This window comes from Citrobacter sp. RHBSTW-00986, assembly GCF_013783065.1.
Lineage (GTDB): Bacteria > Pseudomonadota > Gammaproteobacteria > Enterobacterales > Enterobacteriaceae > Citrobacter > Citrobacter braakii.
This window is the reverse complement of sequence record NZ_CP056200.1, coordinates 1,276,942-1,297,107: the sequence shown is the minus strand read 5'-3', so window position 1 is coordinate 1,297,107 and position 20,166 is coordinate 1,276,942. Positions and strand designations below refer to the sequence as shown.

At 52.4% G+C, this 20,166-nt stretch carries 14 protein-coding genes, 1 tRNA gene and 3 rRNA genes; 8 read left to right on the top strand and 10 right to left on the bottom strand.

Annotated features, from left to right (window positions below):
• Window positions 1-8 precede the first annotated feature (8 nt).
• Both rpoE and rseD read right to left on the bottom strand, forming a co-directional pair.
• A complete protein-coding gene (rpoE, locus tag HV345_RS06340) occupies window positions 9-584 on the bottom strand; it encodes an RNA polymerase sigma factor RpoE (RefSeq protein ID WP_003037573.1) in 576 nt (191 codons plus the stop codon).
• Window positions 581-703: a rpoE leader peptide RseD gene (rseD, locus tag HV345_RS06335; protein ID WP_223306697.1), complete on the bottom strand. Its 123-nt coding sequence runs from the start codon at window positions 701-703 to the stop codon at window positions 581-583. The genes rpoE and rseD overlap by 4 nt, the downstream gene beginning before the upstream one ends.
• Window positions 704-1,008: 305 nt before the next feature.
• Between rseD and nadB the strand changes: the two genes are divergently transcribed.
• Window positions 1,009-2,631, top strand: coding sequence for an L-aspartate oxidase (gene nadB / locus HV345_RS06330; RefSeq protein ID WP_047358259.1), 1,623 nt, complete (start codon window positions 1,009-1,011; stop codon window positions 2,629-2,631).
• Here nadB and trmN read toward each other — a convergent pair.
• Window positions 2,616-3,353, bottom strand: coding sequence for a tRNA(1)(Val) (adenine(37)-N(6))-methyltransferase TrmN (gene trmN, locus HV345_RS06325; RefSeq protein ID WP_181636388.1), 738 nt, complete (start codon window positions 3,351-3,353; stop codon window positions 2,616-2,618). The genes nadB and trmN overlap by 16 nt on opposite strands.
• Window positions 3,354-3,483: 130 nt before the next feature.
• Between trmN and srmB the strand changes: the two genes are divergently transcribed.
• A complete protein-coding gene (gene srmB, locus HV345_RS06320; RefSeq protein ID WP_181636387.1) occupies window positions 3,484-4,812 on the top strand; it encodes an ATP-dependent RNA helicase SrmB in 1,329 nt (442 codons plus the stop codon).
• A 112-nt stretch (window positions 4,813-4,924) separates the two neighbouring features.
• On the opposite strand, the gene grcA is transcribed toward srmB, so the two are convergent.
• A complete protein-coding gene (gene grcA / locus HV345_RS06315) occupies window positions 4,925-5,308 on the bottom strand; it encodes an autonomous glycyl radical cofactor GrcA (protein WP_003037563.1) in 384 nt (127 codons plus the stop codon).
• A gap of 317 nt (window positions 5,309-5,625) precedes the next feature.
• Here grcA and ung point away from each other — a divergent pair, with 317 nt between their 5' ends.
• The gene (gene ung, locus HV345_RS06310) at window positions 5,626-6,315 is read left to right on the top strand and encodes a uracil-DNA glycosylase (protein ID WP_016154055.1); all 690 of its coding nucleotides are present in this window, start codon (window positions 5,626-5,628) and stop codon (window positions 6,313-6,315) included.
• Window positions 6,316-6,348: 33 nt separating this feature from the next.
• On the opposite strand, the gene HV345_RS06305 is transcribed toward ung, so the two are convergent.
• Window positions 6,349-7,422 carry a tRNA/rRNA methyltransferase gene (locus HV345_RS06305; RefSeq protein ID WP_181636386.1) on the bottom strand — a complete coding sequence of 358 codons (1,074 nt, stop codon included), beginning with the start codon at window positions 7,420-7,422 and terminating at the stop codon, window positions 6,349-6,351.
• Window positions 7,423-7,629: 207 nt separating this feature from the next.
• On the opposite strand from HV345_RS06305, the gene trxC reads away from it, so the two are divergent.
• The 5 genes from trxC to HV345_RS06280 all read left to right on the top strand — a co-directional run bounded on the left by trxC (window position 7,630) and on the right by HV345_RS06280 (window position 13,352).
• Window positions 7,630-8,049 (top strand): thioredoxin TrxC, encoded by a 420-nt coding sequence (gene trxC / locus HV345_RS06300; RefSeq protein ID WP_003037559.1) that lies wholly within the window; start codon window positions 7,630-7,632, stop codon window positions 8,047-8,049.
• Between the two features lie 69 nt (window positions 8,050-8,118).
• A complete protein-coding gene (gene tapT / locus HV345_RS06295) occupies window positions 8,119-8,817 on the top strand; it encodes a tRNA-uridine aminocarboxypropyltransferase (protein ID WP_019077411.1) in 699 nt (232 codons plus the stop codon).
• 36 nt (window positions 8,818-8,853) lie between these two features.
• Complete coding sequence (pat, locus tag HV345_RS06290; RefSeq protein ID WP_016157179.1) at window positions 8,854-11,514, top strand: protein lysine acetyltransferase; 2,661 nt, start codon at window positions 8,854-8,856, stop codon at window positions 11,512-11,514.
• A gap of 114 nt (window positions 11,515-11,628) precedes the next feature.
• Window positions 11,629-12,984: a CDP-diacylglycerol--serine O-phosphatidyltransferase gene (gene pssA, locus HV345_RS06285; RefSeq protein ID WP_003835350.1), complete on the top strand. Its 1,356-nt coding sequence runs from the start codon at window positions 11,629-11,631 to the stop codon at window positions 12,982-12,984.
• A gap of 95 nt (window positions 12,985-13,079) precedes the next feature.
• Complete coding sequence (locus HV345_RS06280) at window positions 13,080-13,352, top strand: YfiM family lipoprotein (RefSeq protein WP_231040545.1); 273 nt, start codon at window positions 13,080-13,082, stop codon at window positions 13,350-13,352.
• Here the strand turns inward: HV345_RS06280 and HV345_RS06275 are convergent.
• The 5 genes from HV345_RS06275 to HV345_RS06255 form a co-directional block, all read right to left on the bottom strand.
• Complete coding sequence (locus HV345_RS06275; protein ID WP_181636385.1) at window positions 13,349-14,647, bottom strand: MFS transporter; 1,299 nt, start codon at window positions 14,645-14,647, stop codon at window positions 13,349-13,351. The two genes, HV345_RS06280 and HV345_RS06275, sit on opposite strands and share 4 nt — an antisense overlap.
• Before the next feature lie 284 nt (window positions 14,648-14,931).
• Window positions 14,932-15,047, bottom strand: a 5S ribosomal RNA gene (rrf, locus tag HV345_RS06270).
• 97 nt (window positions 15,048-15,144) lie between these two features.
• A 23S ribosomal RNA gene (locus HV345_RS06265) occupies window positions 15,145-18,051 on the bottom strand.
• Between the two features lie 220 nt (window positions 18,052-18,271).
• Window positions 18,272-18,347: transfer RNA gene (locus HV345_RS06260), tRNA-Glu, on the bottom strand.
• A gap of 85 nt (window positions 18,348-18,432) precedes the next feature.
• A 16S ribosomal RNA gene (locus HV345_RS06255) occupies window positions 18,433-19,974 on the bottom strand.
• The 16S, 23S and 5S rRNA genes sit together here with 1 tRNA gene alongside, the layout of an rRNA operon.
• Between the last annotated feature and the right edge of the window lie 192 nt (window positions 19,975-20,166).

Sequence of the window (20,166 nt, the reverse complement as noted above, 5' to 3'; positions counted from 1 at the left end):
CGCTATCGTCAACGCCTGATAAGCGGTTGAACTTTATTATCAATAGCTTCCCTCGCTCGGAAGATACGTGAACGCACCGTACCTACCGGACAATCCATGATAGCGGCTATCTCTTCATAGCTCAGGCCATCCAGCTCCCGCAAGGTTATTGCCATGCGTAAATCTTCCGGGAGGGACTCAATAGTCCGGAAAACTATCTGTCTCAGTTCTTCTGACAACATTAAGTTCTCAGGGTTCGAAATTTCTTTCAGCGCACCGCCACTTTCGTAATTTTCTGCTTCAATCGCATCAATATCACTGGAAGGTGGACGACGCCCCTGAGCGACCAGGTAATTCTTCGCTGTATTGACTGCAATACGATACAGCCAGGTATAAAAAGCACTATCTCCCCGGAACGAGTCCAGCGCACGATAGGCCTTGATAAATGCTTCTTGTACTACATCGGGTACATCGCCCGACGGTACATAGCGAGAAACCAGACTCGCCACCTTATGCTGATAGCGCACTACCAGTAGGTTAAAGGCTTTCTGATCTCCCTTCTGGACCCGTTCTACCAGGACCTGGTCCGTTAACTGCTCGCTCATCCGAGGTAAAGTCTCCCCAAACCAAATTTCCACGCGCCTTCGAAACGCCACTCCATCAGCTTCACTATGAGCAAGCAAATGCTTAGAGTGCTCAAGTTTCGTAAAGTTCCGTTACGCATTGTTTTTTGTTTGTCATGTTGTAGACAGGTCTTATCTCTCATTATAAGTCTACATAATCCGATCGACGCACTATCTGTTTAGAAATGCCCATTTCACCGCTTGCAGAGTAACCCAACGGCCACTTTATTTCATCACATAATCTGGTGCTAACGGCCTGCTTCACAAAATATTTTTGCTCATTTCGTCCTCGTCATGCTTTTTTTTCATGTTTAGTCACTGCAACACATTTAAAAATAAAACGTGCAGTATCGCGCAATGTGGTGCTATGGTGACCAAACACTGTTTAGTAAATTAAACAAAAATCATGAATACGACTCCTGAATTATCCTGTGACGTGCTGATCATTGGCAGCGGGGCTGCCGGACTCTCACTGGCGCTGCGCCTGGCCGAAAAACATCAGGTTATTGTCCTGAGCAAAGGTCCGGTCAGCGAAGGTTCGACATTTTATGCCCAGGGCGGTATTGCCGCGGTGTTTGATGAAACCGACAGCATCGATTCCCACGTTGAAGATACTCTGATTGCCGGGGCCGGCCTGTGCGATCGCCATGCGGTTGAATTTGTCGCCAGCAATGCCCGCACCTGCGTTCAGTGGCTTATCGATCAGGGCGTCTTATTTGATACGCAGGTTCAGCCCAACGGTGAGGAGAGCTATCACCTGACCCGTGAAGGTGGTCATAGCCATCGACGCATTCTGCACTCTGCGGATGCCACCGGTAAAGAAGTCGAAACCACCCTCGTCAGCCAGGCACAAAATCACCCCAACATACGGGTTCTTGAGCGCAGTAATGCCGTCGATCTGATTGTCTCCGATAAAATCGGTCTGCCGGGAACGCGTCGGGTTGTCGGAGCCTGGATCTGGAACCGTAATAAAGAAGCCGTAGAAACCTGCCATGCCAAGTCAGTAGTGTTGGCCACCGGCGGCGCGTCAAAGGTGTACCAATACACCACCAATCCAGATATTTCCTCGGGTGACGGGATTGCGATGGCCTGGCGTGCGGGATGCCGTGTCGCCAACCTGGAATTTAACCAGTTTCACCCGACGGCGCTGTATCATCCGCAGGCGCGCAACTTTCTGCTAACCGAGGCGCTGCGTGGCGAAGGCGCACATCTGAAACGCCCGGACGGTTCGCGCTTTATGCCCGATTTTGACGAGCGTGGCGAACTGGCTCCCCGCGATATTGTTGCCCGCGCCATCGACCACGAAATGAAGCGCCTGGGCGCTGACTGCATGTTTCTCGACATCAGCCATAAACCGGAAGAATTTGTTCGTCAGCATTTCCCGATGATTTATGAAAAATTGCTGGGACTGGGCATCGATTTGACCAAAGAGCCGGTTCCCATCGTTCCTGCCGCGCACTATACCTGCGGCGGCGTGATGGTGGATGACTTTGGCCGTACAGATGTCGACGGGCTGTATGCGATCGGCGAAGTGAGTTACACCGGCCTGCATGGAGCCAACCGGATGGCGTCAAACTCATTACTGGAGTGCCTGGTTTACGGCTGGTCCGCGGCTGAAGATATCGACAGGCGAATGCCTTATGCTCGCAGCGTCAGCACCCTCCCGGATTGGGATGAAAGCCGGGTAGAAAACCCGGATGAACTGGTTGTGATTCAGCATAACTGGCATGAGCTGCGGCTATTTATGTGGGATTACGTCGGTATCGTGCGCACAACTAAACGTCTGGAGCGCGCCCTGCGCCGTATCACCATGTTGCAACAGGAAATCGACGAGTATTACGCTCATTTCCGCGTGTCGAACAACTTGCTGGAACTGCGCAATCTGGTGCAGGTTGCTGAGCTGATTGTCCGCTGCGCGATGATGCGTAAAGAGAGTCGGGGCCTGCACTATACGCTGGATTATCCAGAACAGCTTCCAGAGGCGGGCCCGTCCATTCTCTCGCCGCTAAGTCATCACATGAACAGATAAAACGCCTGGGTCAGCGCCGTGTAACCTTCAGAGTAACGTTGGTCTGGCCCACGGATCACCAGCCTGTCACTAAAGCACTCCCCGGCCTGCGGGGAGAATGCCAGCAGTACCCGATTCGGTAGTCGGGCCTCGGTTTCTGCTACATCCGTGCGCAATCGCAGATGCCAGCCCATGCCCAGTGCCTGCTGGGAAAATGCGTTACCAATCTGTTCGGGCAGCACCACACAGAAAAAACCTTCTTCCGTAATGCTGTCTGCCGCCAGCGTCAGCAATAGTTGATGATCGAGCGTGGTGGTGTAGCGAGCCTGCTCGCGCTGCGGCGTGGCACATTCCACTCCCTGTTCATAATAGGGAGGGTTGCTGATGATCAAATCAAAGCGCACGGTCTGGCGCGGTACCCACTGCTGCACATCTTCCGTATGAACGTTCACGCGATGCATCCACGGGGATTGCGCGATGTTCTCCTGCGCCTGCTGCGCGGCATCAACATCAAGCTCCACAGCGTCAATGATGACGTTTTCATCTGTGCGCTGGGCCAGCATCAGCGCCAACAGGCCGCTCCCGGTACCAATATCCAGGATCCGCTTTACGCCAGCAACAGGGGCCCAGGCCCCCAATAAAATGCCGTCCGTTCCGACTTTCATTGCACAACGATCGTGTGCCACAAAAAACTGCTTAAAAGTAAATCCATTACGTCTAAGTACGGATGTAGACTGAGGCATGAAGAACAACCTTCCTGGAAAAAAAACGATAACATAGGATAAAAACAATACCTGAGAAGGTATATCCATACAAACAGATGAAGATTGCAGCCGTAACGTCTATAATCAGCGCCCCACTCAGAGGTAGAACATGACTGTAACGACTTTTTCCGAACTTGAACTCGATGAAAGCCTTCTGGATGCCCTCCAGGAAAAAGGTTTCACTCGCCCGACCGCCATTCAGGCTGCCGCCATTCCGCCTGCGCTCGATGGCCGTGATGTACTCGGTTCTGCGCCGACAGGCACCGGTAAAACGGCGGCATATTTGCTGCCAGCGTTGCAGCACCTGCTCGACTTCCCGCGCAAGAAATCTGGCCCGCCGCGCATTTTGATTTTGACACCGACGCGCGAACTGGCGATGCAGGTTGCCGAACACGCCCGTGAATTGGCGAAGAATACGCATCTGGATATCGCCACGATTACCGGCGGCGTGGCTTACATGAACCACATGGAAGTCTTTAGCGAAAACCAGGACATCGTGGTCGCCACTACCGGTCGTCTGCTGCAGTACATTAAAGAAGAAAACTTTGACTGCCATGCGGTTGAGACACTAATCCTCGATGAAGCAGACCGCATGTTGGACATGGGCTTTGCCCAGGACATCGAGCATATCGCTGGAGAAACCCGCTGGCGTAAGCAAACTATGCTGTTCTCCGCCACGCTGGAAGGCGATGCGATTAAAGATTTTGCTGAGCGTCTGCTGGAGGATCCGGTTGAAGTTTCGGCGGATCCGTCTACCCGCGAACGCAAGAAGATTCATCAGTTTTACTACCGTGCCGATGACATCGAGCACAAAACGGCCCTGCTGATCCATTTGTTAAAACAGCCGGAAGCGACCCGCTCGATTGTTTTTGTACGTAAACGCGAGCGTGTGCACGAGCTGGCAGGCTGGTTGCGCCAGGCGGGCATTAATAACTGCTATCTCGAAGGCGAGATGGTGCAGAACAAACGTAATGAAGCGATCAAACGCCTGACCGATGGTCGTGTGAACGTGCTGGTAGCAACCGACGTTGCCGCTCGTGGGATCGATATTCCTGACGTCAGCCACGTCTTTAACTTCGACATGCCGCGCAGCGGCGATGCCTATCTGCACCGCATTGGCCGTACCGGTCGTGCAGGCCGTAAAGGTACTGCGATCTCTTTGGTTGAAGCCCACGACCATCTGCTGCTCGGCAAAGCGAGCCGCTATATTGACGAGCCACTGAAAGCACGCGTCATCGACGAACTGCGTCCAACCACGCGCGCGCCAAGTGAGAAATCTAACGGTAAGCCATCCAAGAAAGTGCTGGCGAAGCGCGCCGAGCAAAAAGCGAAAGAGAAAGAGAAACCGCGGGTGAAAAAACGTCACCGCGACGCCAAAAATATCGGCAAACGCCGTAAGCCGAGCGGAGCTGCTACCCTGCAGTCCGACAAAGAGTAAACCGAATGCCGGGCCGTTTAGCCCGGCTTTTTTTGTGCACAAAAAAGCGGAAGATACGTTGGCATCTTCCGCTTTCAGATTCTCTGGCAGACGGGGTTATTCCCCGTGAGCCTTACAGGCTCTCAGTAAAGGTACGAGCAATAACGTCGCGCTGCTGTTCTGGCGTCAGAGAGTTGAAACGCACGGCATAACCAGAAACACGGATGGTCAGCTGCGGATATTTTTCCGGATGCTTAACTGCATCTTCCAGAGTTTCGCGGCGCAGAACGTTCACGTTCAGGTGCTGACCACCTTCCACACGGACTTCCGGCTGTACGTCTACCGGTACTTCACGGTATTCGATTTCACCCAGTTTGCTGACAGCAACGACTTCATCAGCATTGAAACCTGCTTTCGCAACGATGCAGCGTGCTTCGCCTTTTTCGCTGTCCAGCAGCCAGAAAGAGTTCAGCAGGTCGTCGTTTGCAGCTTTAGTAATCTGGATACCTGTAATCATTTGATGCCTCCCCGGCAAAATTATTTGATCTCGGTTGGCCGTCATCCGGCCAATTGGTAAAACCATTGTTGCTTGAGTGTATATATACCCCTCACACACCCTTGAATCTTTGATTTAAATCAATAAAAACCACACATGAAAAGTGGTGATAGGTGGATTTTATTGTTTTACATCAACTTACGCCACATGCGCAGCTAAACTTTTTACATAAATTTTCAACTATCTTTAAGGGGTAGACCCTTGAGAAACGTACAGAATTTTGCGACGTCGAAAGAAGCAGTTAAGCTAGGGGGATTGAAAATTCGCAGGAGAGCGAGATGGCCACCGAATTAACCTGGCACGATGTGCTGGCAGAAGAGAAACAGCAGCCTTATTTTGTTAACACGCTGCATACTGTGGCGGGCGAGCGTCAGTCAGGTATGACAATTTATCCGCCACAAAAAGATGTATTCAACGCTTTTCGCTTTACCGAACTTGGCGACGTGAAAGTCGTCATCCTGGGTCAGGATCCTTACCACGGTCCGGGCCAGGCACACGGTCTCGCGTTTTCTGTCCGCCCCGGTATTGCCACCCCGCCCTCGTTGCTGAACATGTACAAAGAGCTGGAAGCAACGATTCCTGGCTTCACACGCCCAACGCACGGATATCTGGAAAGCTGGGCACGCCAGGGTGTGCTGTTACTCAACACCGTGCTTACCGTCCGTGCCGGGCAGGCACATTCGCACGCCAGTCTGGGATGGGAAACATTTACCGATAAAGTCATCAGCCTGATTAACCAACATCGGGAAGGCGTGGTATTCCTGCTCTGGGGTTCACACGCACAAAAGAAAGGCGCGATTATTGATGCGCAGCGTCACCATGTATTGAAAGCACCGCACCCATCACCGCTCTCTGCGCATCGCGGTTTCTTTGGCTGCAATCACTTTGTACTGGCTAATGAGTGGCTGGAACAACGAGGTGAAAAGCCGATTGACTGGACGCCGGTATTACCCGCAGAAAGCGAGTAAAAAAATGCCAGCGAATCGCTGGCATTTTTATTATCAGGCTTTGTTCTGACGCCACCACTCTGCGAGCAGCACGCCGGTCGCGACAGAAACGTTGAGCGTTTCTACGTTGCCCGTACCGTCTATCGCCACGCACAGGTCGTCGGCTGAGCATGCTGCTTCTGGCAGAGCCTCGCGCTCACGCCCTAATACCAGCACCATTTTTTCCGGCAACGTGGTAGTAAACAGCGGTTTGCCTTTCACGCTTGACGTCATCACTACCGTATAACCCGCATTACGGAAGTCGTCCAGCACATCGACAATACTATCACCGGTGATCGGCTGAACGTGCTCAGCTCCGCCTTCAGCGGTGCGGATAGCCGCACCTGATTCCAACAGCGCCGCATCCTGTACCACCACGCCTTTCACACCGAAGTGCGCGCAGCTACGCATCATGCCGCCCAGGTTGTGCGGGTTAGCAATGTCTTCCAGGGCCAGCACGCAATCCTGCGCCCCGGCCTGACCAACCCACTGCTTAACAGTGGTACCGTTACGTTTTTTGATCAGGAAACAGACGCCGCCATGGTGTTCAGTGCCGGAGGCTTTCGCCAGCTCGGCTTCGTCAACCACGTGGTAGGCTTTGCGGTTCGCCGCCATCCAGCGTAATGCTTCTTTAAAGCGAGGGGTTACGCTCTGAACAAACCAGGCGCGAACAATAGCGTCCGGACGACTCTGGAACAGAGCCTGACAGGCATTCTCACCGTAAACGCGGGTTTCTTCCGCGCGCTGACGACGTAATACTTCAGGATCGATAAAGCTTTTGCCGCTGATACCACCGTGATCGGCTTTGTCTGCTGCATCATCATTCGGTGCGCGGGACACGGTACGCCATGGTGAATCTTCACGTCCACGGTCGCGTTCTACATCGCGGCCACGACCACGTTCACGTTCGCTGTTCGGACCCTTTCTGTCATCACGGGCAGGGCGACGACCGCCTTCGGCTCGGGAAGTACCGGGGCGACCGCCGCCTTTACCAGTACGTGGATTTTGGGTGCGTTTGTCCGAGTCATCGTCACTGCGGACGTACATCACTTTGACCTTGCCGTTTTTATTCTTCAGTTCGTCGCTCATGTTTTTCTCCACCTGCTCTGCGCGAAGCGCGAAGATTACCCGATGTGCACGTCGTTAGCCATTATTTCATTTAAAAGCTAAGGACTATTGTACTCATTGAATAAAACGCATTGTTGTTTAGAACAGACTCCCCGATAATATGTAACATAATAGAAACATACTGGCGTTACTGCCGTGAAGTCCACTCCACTCATCCAGAGGTTAGTTATGAATACCGTTTGTACCAGCTGCCAGGCTATCAACCGCATCCCCGACGATCGTGTCCAGGAAGCGGCTAAATGCGGACGCTGTGGTCACGACCTGTTTGATGGGGAGGTGATCAATGCGACCGGTGAAACACTGGATAAACTGTTAAAAGACGATCTCCCGGTGGTGGTTGATTTTTGGGCCCCCTGGTGTGGTCCATGCCGTAACTTCGCCCCGATTTTTGAAGATGTCGCGGAAGAGCGTAGCGGTAAAGTGCGTTTTGTTAAAGTGAATACAGAAGCCGAGCGTGAACTCAGCGCCCGTTTCGGTATCCGCAGCATCCCGACCATTATGATCTTCAGAAAAGGTGAAATCGTCGACATGCTTAATGGCGCCGTACCTAAAGCCCCGTTTGATAGCTGGCTTAACGAATCATTATAATCTCTACGGGGCGCATCTTGTGCCCCGTTTTCACCTCTGCGACAATAGCGTTTTTCAACGTGTTCTCCCATGACCGATAACGCTGTTCTTCAGTTACGCGCTGAGCGCCTCGCGCGCGCCACGCGCCCTTTCCTTGCCCGAGGTAATCGCATTCGCCGCTGTCAGCGCTGCCTGCTGCCGCTGAAGCTCTGCTTGTGCGCAACGCTGGTGCCGTCTGAGGCCAAAAGCCGCTTTTGTCTGGTGATGTTTGATACCGAGCCGATGAAGCCCAGCAACACGGGACGTTTGATTGCCGATATTTTGCCCGATACCACGGCTTTTCAGTGGTCACGCACCGAACCGCCGCAGGCGCTGCTCGAACTGGTGAAAAATCCGGATTACCAGCCGATGGTTGTATTCCCGGCATCCTATGCGGGCGAAGAGCGTGAAGTGATTTTCGCGCCTCCAGCCGGTAAACCGCCGTTGTTTATCATGCTTGATGGTACCTGGCCTGAAGCGCGTAAAATGTTCCGCAAAAGCCCGTACCTTGATAACCTGCCGGTGATCTCCGTTGATTTATCGCGACTTTCCGCTTACCACCTGCGTGGCATTCACGCCGAAGGGCAATACTGTACTGCCGAAGTGGCCATCGCGTTGTTGGATCTGGCGGGCGATACGCAAGCCGCGGAGGGGTTGAGCGATCATTTCACTCGCTTTAAAACCCGCTACCTGGCAGGAAAAACTCAACATCAGGGAAGCGTCACAGCAGACTCGCCAGAAAGCGTTTAAAATCATTCGGTCACTGGTGTCATTAAGGAAGCCGATATGAGTCAGCGTGGTCTGGAAGCACTACTGCGACCGAAATCCATTGCGGTGATTGGGGCGTCAATGAAGCCTAATCGCGCAGGTTACCTGATGATGCGTAACCTGCTTGCCGGCGGTTTCAATGGACCTGTTTTACCAGTGACGCCAGCATGGAAAGCGGTGTTGGGCGTCCTGGCCTGGCCCAATATCAACAGCCTGCCTTTTAGCCCAGACCTTGCCGTGTTGTGCACCAATGCCAGCCGCAACCTGGCATTACTCGAAGCGCTTGGCGAGAAAGGCTGTAAAACCTGCATTATTCTTTCAGCTCCCGCATCGCAGCACCTGGAATTGTTGGCCTGCGCCGCACGCTACAACATACGTCTGCTAGGCCCCAACAGCCTGGGACTTCTCGCGCCCTGGCAGGGGCTTAACGCCAGCTTTTCTCCCGTTCCCATCAAGCGCGGTAAGTTGGCATTTATTTCCCAGTCAGCGGCGATTTCCAACACCATTCTGGACTGGGCGCAACAGCGCGACATGGGTTTTTCCTGGTTTATCGCGCTGGGCGACAGCCTTGATATCGACGTTGATGAACTGCTGGATTACCTGGCGCGCGACAGTAAAACCAGCGCGATATTACTTTATCTCGAACATTTAAGTGATGCCCGGCGCTTTGTCTCCGCCGCCCGTAGCGCCTCGCGCAATAAACCCATTCTGGTGATTAAGAGCGGTCGTAGTCCGGCGGCACAGCGTTTACTGCATACCAGTGCAGGGATGGACCCTGCGTGGGACGCAGCTATCCAGCGCGCCGGTTTATTACGCGTACAAGACACTCACGAGCTCTTCTCTGCGGTAGAAACCCTGAGCCACATGCGTCCACTGCGCGGCGACAGGCTGATGATCATCAGCAATGGGGCCGCGCCTGCCGCACTGGCATTAGATGAGCTGTGGTCAAAAAATGGCAAGTTGGCGACATTGAGTGAAGATACCTGCCAGAAATTACGCGATGCGTTACCTGAACATATTGATATCGCCAACCCGCTGGATCTGCGTGACGACGCCAGCAGCGAACACTACGTTAAGACGCTGGATATCTTGCTCGCCAGCCAGGATTTCGACGCACTGATGGTGATTCACTCACCCAGCGCAGCCGCCCCGGGAACAGAAAGCGCACAAGCGTTAATCGAAGCGGTAAAACGTCATCCCCGCGGTAAGTTCGTCTCGTTGCTGACCAACTGGTGCGGAGAGTTTTCCTCCCAGGAAGCCCGTAGACTGTTTAGCGAAGCCGGATTACCTACCTACCGCACGCCAGAAGGCACCATCACCGCGTTTATGCATATGGTGGAGTACCGGCGTAACCAGAAGCAACTGCGGGAAACCCCTGCGCTGCCCGACTACCTGACCACCAACACCGCCGAGGCGCATAATCTGTTACAGCAGGCGATTGCTGAAGGAGCAACGTCGCTGGATACCCATGAAGTGCAGCCGATTTTACAAGCCTATGGCTTACACACGCTGCCGACGTGGATCGCCAGCGACAGCGCTGAAGCCGTACACATCGCGGAGCAAATCGGTTACCCGGTGGCGCTAAAGCTGCGTTCTCCTGATATCCCGCATAAATCAGAAGTTCAGGGGGTAATGCTCTACCTGCGAACGGCAACAGAGGTGCAGCAGGCAGCCAATGCGATTTTTGATCGGGTAAAAATGGCCTGGCCGCAGGCGCGCATTCACGGTTTATTAGTACAAAGTATGGCGAATCGCGCTGGCGCTCAGGAGCTGCGCGTTGTCGTTGAACACGACCCGGTATTTGGCCCGTTGATTATGCTTGGTGAAGGCGGAGTTGAGTGGCGACCAGAAGAGCAGGCCGTGGTGGCGTTGCCGCCATTGAACATGAATCTGGCGCGTTATCTGGTGATCCAGGGGATCAAAAATAAAAAGATCCGCGCTCGCAGCGCATTACGCCCATTGGATATCGCCGGGTTAAGTCAGCTTCTGGTGCAGGTCTCCAATCTGATCGTCGATTGTCCGGAAATTCAGCGTCTGGATATTCATCCGCTGTTGGCCTCCGCCGGTGAATTTACCGCGCTGGATGTCACGCTGGACATTGCCCCTTTCACGGGCGATAACGAAAGCAGACTGGCTATACGTCCCTACCCCCATCAGCTTGAAGAATGGGTGGAGTTGAAGAACGGCGAGCGTTGCTTGTTCCGCCCTATTTTGCCCGAGGATGAACCTCATCTGCAGCAGTTCATTTCTCAGGTAACAAAAGAAGATCTTTATTATCGCTATTTCAGTGAGATCAACGAATTTACCCACGAAGATTTAGCCAATATGACGCAGATCGACTACGATCGGGAAATGGCCTTTGTTGCGGTACGCTGTAAAAACAATCAGCAAGAGATCCTCGGCGTAACGCGAGCAATCTCAGATCCTGATAACATTGACGCCGAGTTCGCCGTGCTGGTTCGTTCAGATCTCAAAGGGCTTGGACTGGGTCGCCGGTTGATGGAAAAATTAATTGCATATACCCGAGATCACGGACTTAGACGTTTGAATGGTATTACGATGCCAAACAATCGTGGGATGGTCGCCCTGGCCCGGAAACTCGGGTTCGCTGTTGACGTCCAACTCGAAGAGGGAATTGTTGGGCTAACGCTTAATCTGGCCCAATTTGAGGAATCGTGAGTAAGGTACTGGAAATGTTGACCACATTAATAGGTACTGGTGGTATCATTACCCGCTTATGTCGTCTGCATAGCACAGAGGACCCTTCAATGAACAGAGAAGAAATGCACTGTGATGTTGTCAAAATTTAAGCGTAATAAACATCAACAACACCTTGCCCAACTACCCAAGATTTCTCAGTCAGTTGATGATGTAGATTTCTTTTATGCTCCCGCTAATTTCAGGGAGACTCTGCTGGAAAAAATAGCCAGCGCGACGCGACGGATCTGCATTATTGCGCTGTACCTGGAACAGGATGACGGTGGCAAAGGCATACTCGACGCGCTCTATGCGGCAAAACGGCAGCGTCCTGAACTGGATGTCCGGGTGCTTGTCGACTGGCACCGAGCCCAGCGCGGACGTATTGGTGCTGCGGCATCGAATACCAACGCTGACTGGTATTGCCGAATGGCACAAGAAAACCCAGGTATTGATATTCCTGTCTACGGTGTTCCGATTAACACCCGAGAAGCGCTTGGCGTCCTGCATTTTAAAGGCTTTATCATCGATGACAGCGTCCTGTATAGCGGGGCCAGCCTGAATGATGTTTATCTGCATCAGCATGATAAATATCGCTATGACCGTTATCAGTTGATTCGCAACGCGCAAATGGCCGATATCATGTTCGATTGGGTCACGCAGAACCTGATGAACGGTCGCGGCGTTAATCGCCTTGATGATATTAATCGCCCTAAAAGCCCGGAAATTAAAAACGACATCCGCCTGTACCGTCAGGAACTGCGCGATGCGTCATTCCATTTTCAGGGTGATGCGGATAATGAACAGCTCTCGGTAACGCCTCTGGTAGGCCTTGGAAAATCCAGTCTGTTAAATAAGACCATTTTCCACCTTATGCCCTGCGCGGAGCACAAGCTCACAATCTGTACCCCTTATTTCAACCTGCCCGCTATACTGGTGCGCAATATCATTCAGCTGCTGCGTGAAGGCAAAAAGGTCGAGATCATTGTCGGTGATAAAACCGCCAACGACTTTTTCATTCCAGAAGATGAGCCATTTAAAATCATCGGCGCGCTGCCCTACCTGTATGAAATTAACCTGCGCCGTTTCCTGAGCAGACTGCAATATTACGTGAATACCGACCAACTGGTCGTGCGCTTATGGAAAGATGATGACAACACCTATCATCTGAAAGGCATGTGGGTTGATGATAAATGGATGCTGCTCACCGGCAACAACCTTAACCCTCGCGCCTGGCGTCTGGATCTGGAAAACGCCATCCTTATCCACGATCCGAAGCAAGAGCTGACTCCCCAGCGCGATAAAGAGCTGGAGCTTATTCGCACGCATACTACCGTCGTTAAGCACTATCGCGACCTGCAAAGCATTGCCGACTATCCAGTCAAAGTGCGTAAGCTCATCCGTCGACTACGCCGAATCCGTATCGACAGACTAATTAGCCGTATTCTGTAACCAAGACCCCGTCCAGTGACGGGGTTTTTCCTATGGAGGCAACGGTGCGCTTGTTTATTCTTTTCAGTATTCTGGCCATTTCTGGCTGCAGCCACATGGCAAACGACCGCTGGAGCGGACAAGACAAGGCTCAACACTTTATCGCCTCCGCTATGCTCTCCGCAGCTGGAAACGAATATGCTCAACATCAGGGCAACAGCCGCGATCGCAGCGCGGCTATCGGCCTGATGTTCTCTGTCAGCCTGGGCGCATCAAAAGAGTTATGGGACAGCCGTCCCGCTGGGAGCGGCTGGAGCTGGAAAGACTTCGCCTGGGATGTTGCAGGTGCGTCTACCGGTTATGCGGTCTGGCAACTGGCACATCACTAGAGGCGCAGACCTTTCCCCTTCCCATGCAGCATCAGCGATACCAAAAATGCGACTATTGCCAGTGCTGTAACGTACCAGAAGAATGTTGTTTCCATACCGACAGACTTCAGGGATAACGCAACATATTCGGCTGAGCCACCAAACAGAGCATTGGCCACCGCATAAGATAATCCAACCCCCAGAGCGCGCACCTGTGCCGGGAACATCTCGGCCTTCAGAATACCGCTGATTGACGTATAGAAACTCACAATTAGCAAGGCACACATCACCAGAGCAAACGCCATATACGGGGACGTCACGCTTTGCAACGCTGTCAGAATGGGGACGGTGAAAATCGCGGCCAACGCGCCAAAACACAGCATTGAAGTACGTCGGCCAATTTTATCTGACAAGGCACCGAACAACGGTTGCACCAGCATAAACACACACAGTGCCGCCGTCATAATCCCACTGGCTACGTTAGCATGCATACCGGCGGTGTTAACCAGGTACTTCTGCATGTAGGTTGTGAACGTGTAAAAACACAGCGAGCCAGCAGCGGTAAAGCCAAGCACCATGATGAAGGCTTTGCGATTACGCCACAGACCTTTCAGAGAGCCAGCTTCTTTCAGCGCGCGAACGTCCTGTTTCGAGGTTTCATCCAACTGTCGACGCAGCCATAACGCAACAATAGCCAGTACGGCGCCCAACGCAAATGGAATACGCCAACCCCACGATCTTAGCGCTGAGTCTTCTAACGTTTGCTGTAATATGACCACAACCAGCAGTGCCAGTAACTGCCCGCCGATTAACGTCACGTACTGGAAGGAAGCATAAAAACCTTTCTTACCTTCAACGGCTACTTCACTCATATAGGTAGCGCTGGTCCCGTATTCACCACCGACAGACAGCCCCTGAAATAACCTAGCCAGCAGCAATAGAGCAGGAGCCCAGGTACCGATGGTTTCATATCCCGGAAGACAAGCGATCACCAGCGATCCCATACACATCATACAAACTGACAGCAGCATCGACTTTTTACGCCCGTGCTTATCCGCGATGCGACCAAACAGCCAGCCGCCAATCGGTCGCATCAGAAAGCCTGCAGCAAAAACTCCGGCTGTTTGTAAGAGTTGCGTGGTGGTGTTTCCTGATGGAAAAAAGATATGAGCAAAATAGAGAGAGCAGAAAGAATAGATATAGAAATCAAACCATTCGACCAGATTCCCTGATGATGCTCCGACAGTCGCCCATATACGACGCCGAGTATCGCCGTCTGCCAGCGCCCCGTTCTCAGTTACACTGCTATCAGCCATTAGAATTGTACCCCTGCCAACGATTGCATTAATTTATCAATGGTGGTTGTGTCTTTTTTGGTGAAATAAATGTTATATAATTGTTATAAATTATTATGAGAGAAAGATCACGGTTTTCATTAGCAGAGAAAGGATTCAGATATGTTCGAGAAAGAGAAAAATCGGTTTGAAATAGAGTGGGCTTTTATGGGCTGGATAAAACGGTACGCTGCATCCGGCAGTTCTCACTCCCTTCAGACGCAAAAAAGCCCATCCGGCAGGATGAGCTTCTTCACTTGTTTGATGCCTGGCAGTTCCCTACTCTCGCATGGGGAGACCCCACACTACCATCGGCGCTACGGCGTTTCACTTCTGAGTTCGGCATGGGGTCAGGTGGGACCACCGCGCTACAGCCGCCAGGCAAATTCTGTTTATCAACACACCTCTCGGGTCTGTCGATGTAATCTGTAATCAAGCTGAATATCGTGTCTCTTTCGCCAAAACATCTTCGGCGTTGTAAGGTTAAGCCTCACGGTTCATTAGTATCGGTTAGCTCAACGTATCGCTACGCTTACACACCCGACCTATCAACGTCGTCGTCTTCAACGTTCCTTCAGGACCCTTAAAGGGTCAGGGAGAACTCATCTCGGGGCAAGTTTCGTGCTTAGATGCTTTCAGCACTTATCTCTTCCGCATTTAGCTACCGGGCAATGCCATTGGCATGACAACCCGAACACCAGTGATGCGTCCACTCCGGTCCTCTCGTACTAGGAGCAGCCCCCCTCAATTCTCCAGCGCCCACGGCAGATAGGGACCGAACTGTCTCACGACGTTCTAAACCCAGCTCGCGTACCACTTTAAATGGCGAACAGCCATACCCTTGGGACCTACTTCAGCCCCAGGATGTGATGAGCCGACATCGAGGTGCCAAACACCGCCGTCGATATGAACTCTTGGGCGGTATCAGCCTGTTATCCCCGGAGTACCTTTTATCCGTTGAGCGATGGCCCTTCCATTCAGAACCACCGGATCACTAAGACCTGCTTTCGCACCTGCTCGAGCCGTCACTCTCGCAGTCAAGCTAGCTTATGCCTTTGCACTAACCTCCTGATGTCCGACCAGGATTAGCTAACCTTCGTGCTCCTCCGTTACTCTTTAGGAGGAGACCGCCCCAGTCAAACTACCCACCAGACACTGTCCGCAACCCGGATCACGGGTCTACGTTAGAACACCAGCCATTAAAGGGTGGTATTTCAAGGTTGGCTCCATGCAGACTGGCGTCCACACTTCAAAGCCTCCCACCTATCCTACACATCAAGGACCAGTGTTCAGTGTCAAGCTATAGTAAAGGTTCACGGGGTCTTTCCGTCTTGCCGCGGGTACACTGCATCTTCACAGCGAGTTCAATTTCACTGAGTCTCGGGTGGAGACAGCCTGGCCATCATTACGCCATTCGTGCAGGTCGGAACTTACCCGACAAGGAATTTCGCTACCTTAGGACCGTTATAGTTACGGCCGCCGTTTACCGGGGCTTCGATCAAGAGCTTCTCCTTACGGATAACCCCATCAATTAACCTTCCGGCACCGGGCAGGCGTCACACCGTATACGTCCACTTTCGTGTTTGCACAGTGCTGTGTTTTTAATAAACAGTTGCAGCCAGCTGGTATCTTCGACTGATTTCAGCTCCATGAGTAAATCACTTCACCTACATATCAGCGTGCCTTCTCCCGAAGTTACGGCACCATTTTGCCTAGTTCCTTCACCCGAGTTCTCTCAAGCGCCTTGGTATTCTCTACCTGACCACCTGTGTCGGTTTGGGGTACGATTTCGTGTTACCTGATGCTTAGAGGCTTTTCCTGGAAGCAGGGCATTTGTTACTTCAGCACCGTAGTGCCTCGTCATCACACCTCAGCGTTAGCAAGACTCCGGATTTACCTGGAATCTCCGCCTACATGCTTAAACCGGGACAACCGTCGCCCGGCTAACATAGCCTTCTCCGTCCCCCCTTCGCAGTAACACCAAGTACAGGAATATTAACCTGTTTCCCATCGACTACGCCTTTCGGCCTCGCCTTAGGGGTCGACTCACCCTGCCCCGATTAACGTTGGACAGGAACCCTTGGTCTTCCGGCGTGCGGGTTTTTCACCCGCATTATCGTTACTTATGTCAGCATTCGCACTTCTGATACCTCCAGCATGCCTCACAGCACACCTTCAACGGCTTACAGAACGCTCCCCTACCCAACAACACATAGTGTCGCTGCCGCAGCTTCGGTGCATGGTTTAGCCCCGTTACATCTTCCGCGCAGGCCGACTCGACCAGTGAGCTATTACGCTTTCTTTAAATGATGGCTGCTTCTAAGCCAACATCCTGGCTGTCTGTGCCTTCCCACATCGTTTCCCACTTAACCATGACTTTGGGACCTTAGCTGGCGGTCTGGGTTGTTTCCCTCTTCACGACGGACGTTAGCACCCGCCGTGTGTCTCCCGTGATAACATTCTTCGGTATTCGCAGTTTGCATCGGGTTGGTAAGTCGGGATGACCCCCTAGCCGAAACAGTGCTCTACCCCCGAAGATGAGTTCACGAGGCGCTACCTAAATAGCTTTCGGGGAGAACCAGCTATCTCCCGGTTTGATTGGCCTTTCACCCCCAGCCACAAGTCATCCGCTAATTTTTCAACATTAGTCGGTTCGGTCCTCCAGTTAGTGTTACCCAACCTTCAACCTGCCCATGGCTAGATCACCGGGTTTCGGGTCTATACCCTGCAACTTAACGCCCAGTTAAGACTCGGTTTCCCTTCGGCTCCCCTATTCGGTTAACCTTGCTACAGAATATAAGTCGCTGACCCATTATACAAAAGGTACGCAGTCACCCCATAAAGAGGCTCCCACTGCTTGTACGTACACGGTTTCAGGTTCTTTTTCACTCCCCTCGCCGGGGTTCTTTTCGCCTTTCCCTCACGGTACTGGTTCACTATCGGTCAGTCAGGAGTATTTAGCCTTGGAGGATGGTCCCCCCATATTCAGACAGGATACCACGTGTCCCGCCCTACTCTTCGAGTTCACAACATATGCACTTTTGTGTACGGGGCTGTCACCCTGTATCGCCGGACTTTCCAGACCGTTCCACTACCACACATGCTGATTCAGACTCTGGGCTGCTCCCCGTTCGCTCGCCGCTACTGGGGGAATCTCGGTTGATTTCTTTTCCTCGGGGTACTTAGATGTTTCAGTTCCCCCGGTTCGCTTCATTACGCTATGTATTCACGTAATGATAGTGTGACGAATCACACTGGGTTTCCCCATTCGGAAATCGCCGGTTATAACGGTTCATATCACCTTACCGACGCTTATCGCAGATTAGCACGTCCTTCATCGCCTCTGACTGCCAGGGCATCCACCGTGTACGCTTAGTCGCTTAACCTCACAACCCGAAGATGTTTCGTAAAACACTTCAGTATTGCGAAAATTTGAGAGACTCGAACACACCGCTTTTCATTTCTTGTTTACGGAGAAATGAAACAGTGTGTCGTTTCAATTTTCAGCTTGATCCAGATTTTTAAAGAGCAAATATCTCAAACGAGACTCGAAAGTCTGTTTTGAGATACTTCGGTCGGCGACTTTCACTCACACATACCAGCAAGTGGCGTCCCCTAGGGGATTCGAACCCCTGTTACCGCCGTGAAAGGGCGGTGTCCTGGGCCTCTAGACGAAGGGGACACTGAAGTCTCAATCGCAAGACGCCTTGCTATTTACTTTTCATCAGACAATCTGTGTGAGCACTACAAAGAACGTTTCTTTAAGGTAAGGAGGTGATCCAACCGCAGGTTCCCCTACGGTTACCTTGTTACGACTTCACCCCAGTCATGAATCACAAAGTGGTAAGCGCCCTCCCGAAGGTTAAGCTACCTACTTCTTTTGCAACCCACTCCCATGGTGTGACGGGCGGTGTGTACAAGGCCCGGGAACGTATTCACCGTGGCATTCTGATCCACGATTACTAGCGATTCCGACTTCATGGAGTCGAGTTGCAGACTCCAATCCGGACTACGACATACTTTATGAGGTCCGCTTGCTCTCGCGAGGTCGCTTCTCTTTGTATATGCCATTGTAGCACGTGTGTAGCCCTACTCGTAAGGGCCATGATGACTTGACGTCATCCCCACCTTCCTCCAGTTTATCACTGGCAGTCTCCTTTGAGTTCCCGACCGAATCGCTGGCAACAAAGGATAAGGGTTGCGCTCGTTGCGGGACTTAACCCAACATTTCACAACACGAGCTGACGACAGCCATGCAGCACCTGTCTCAGAGTTCCCGAAGGCACCAAAGCATCTCTGCTAAGTTCTCTGGATGTCAAGAGTAGGTAAGGTTCTTCGCGTTGCATCGAATTAAACCACATGCTCCACCGCTTGTGCGGGCCCCCGTCAATTCATTTGAGTTTTAACCTTGCGGCCGTACTCCCCAGGCGGTCGACTTAACGCGTTAGCTCCGGAAGCCACGCCTCAAGGGCACAACCTCCAAGTCGACATCGTTTACGGCGTGGACTACCAGGGTATCTAATCCTGTTTGCTCCCCACGCTTTCGCACCTGAGCGTCAGTCTTTGTCCAGGGGGCCGCCTTCGCCACCGGTATTCCTCCAGATCTCTACGCATTTCACCGCTACACCTGGAATTCTACCCCCCTCTACAAGACTCTAGCCTGCCAGTTTCGGATGCAGTTCCCAGGTTGAGCCCGGGGATTTCACATCCGACTTGACAGACCGCCTGCGTGCGCTTTACGCCCAGTAATTCCGATTAACGCTTGCACCCTCCGTATTACCGCGGCTGCTGGCACGGAGTTAGCCGGTGCTTCTTCTGCGAGTAACGTCAATTGCTGCGGTTATTAACCACAACACCTTCCTCCTCGCTGAAAGTACTTTACAACCCGAAGGCCTTCTTCATACACGCGGCATGGCTGCATCAGGCTTGCGCCCATTGTGCAATATTCCCCACTGCTGCCTCCCGTAGGAGTCTGGACCGTGTCTCAGTTCCAGTGTGGCTGGTCATCCTCTCAGACCAGCTAGGGATCGTCGCCTAGGTGAGCCGTTACCCCACCTACTAGCTAATCCCATCTGGGCACATCCGATGGCAAGAGGCCCGAAGGTCCCCCTCTTTGGTCTTGCGACGTTATGCGGTATTAGCTACCGTTTCCAGTAGTTATCCCCCTCCATCGGGCAGTTTCCCAGACATTACTCACCCGTCCGCCACTCGTCACCCAAGGAGCAAGCTCCTCTGTGCTACCGTTCGACTTGCATGTGTTAGGCCTGCCGCCAGCGTTCAATCTGAGCCATGATCAAACTCTTCAATTTAAGTTTGATGCTCGTGAATTAAACTTCGTAATGAATTACGTGTTCACTCAGAGACTTGGTATTCATTTTTCGTCTTGCGACGTTAAGAATCCGTATCTTCGAGTGCCCACACAGATTGTCTGATAAATTGTTAAAGAGCAGTGCCGCTTCGCTTTTTCTCAGCGGCGCGGGGTGTGCATATTACGCCATCCC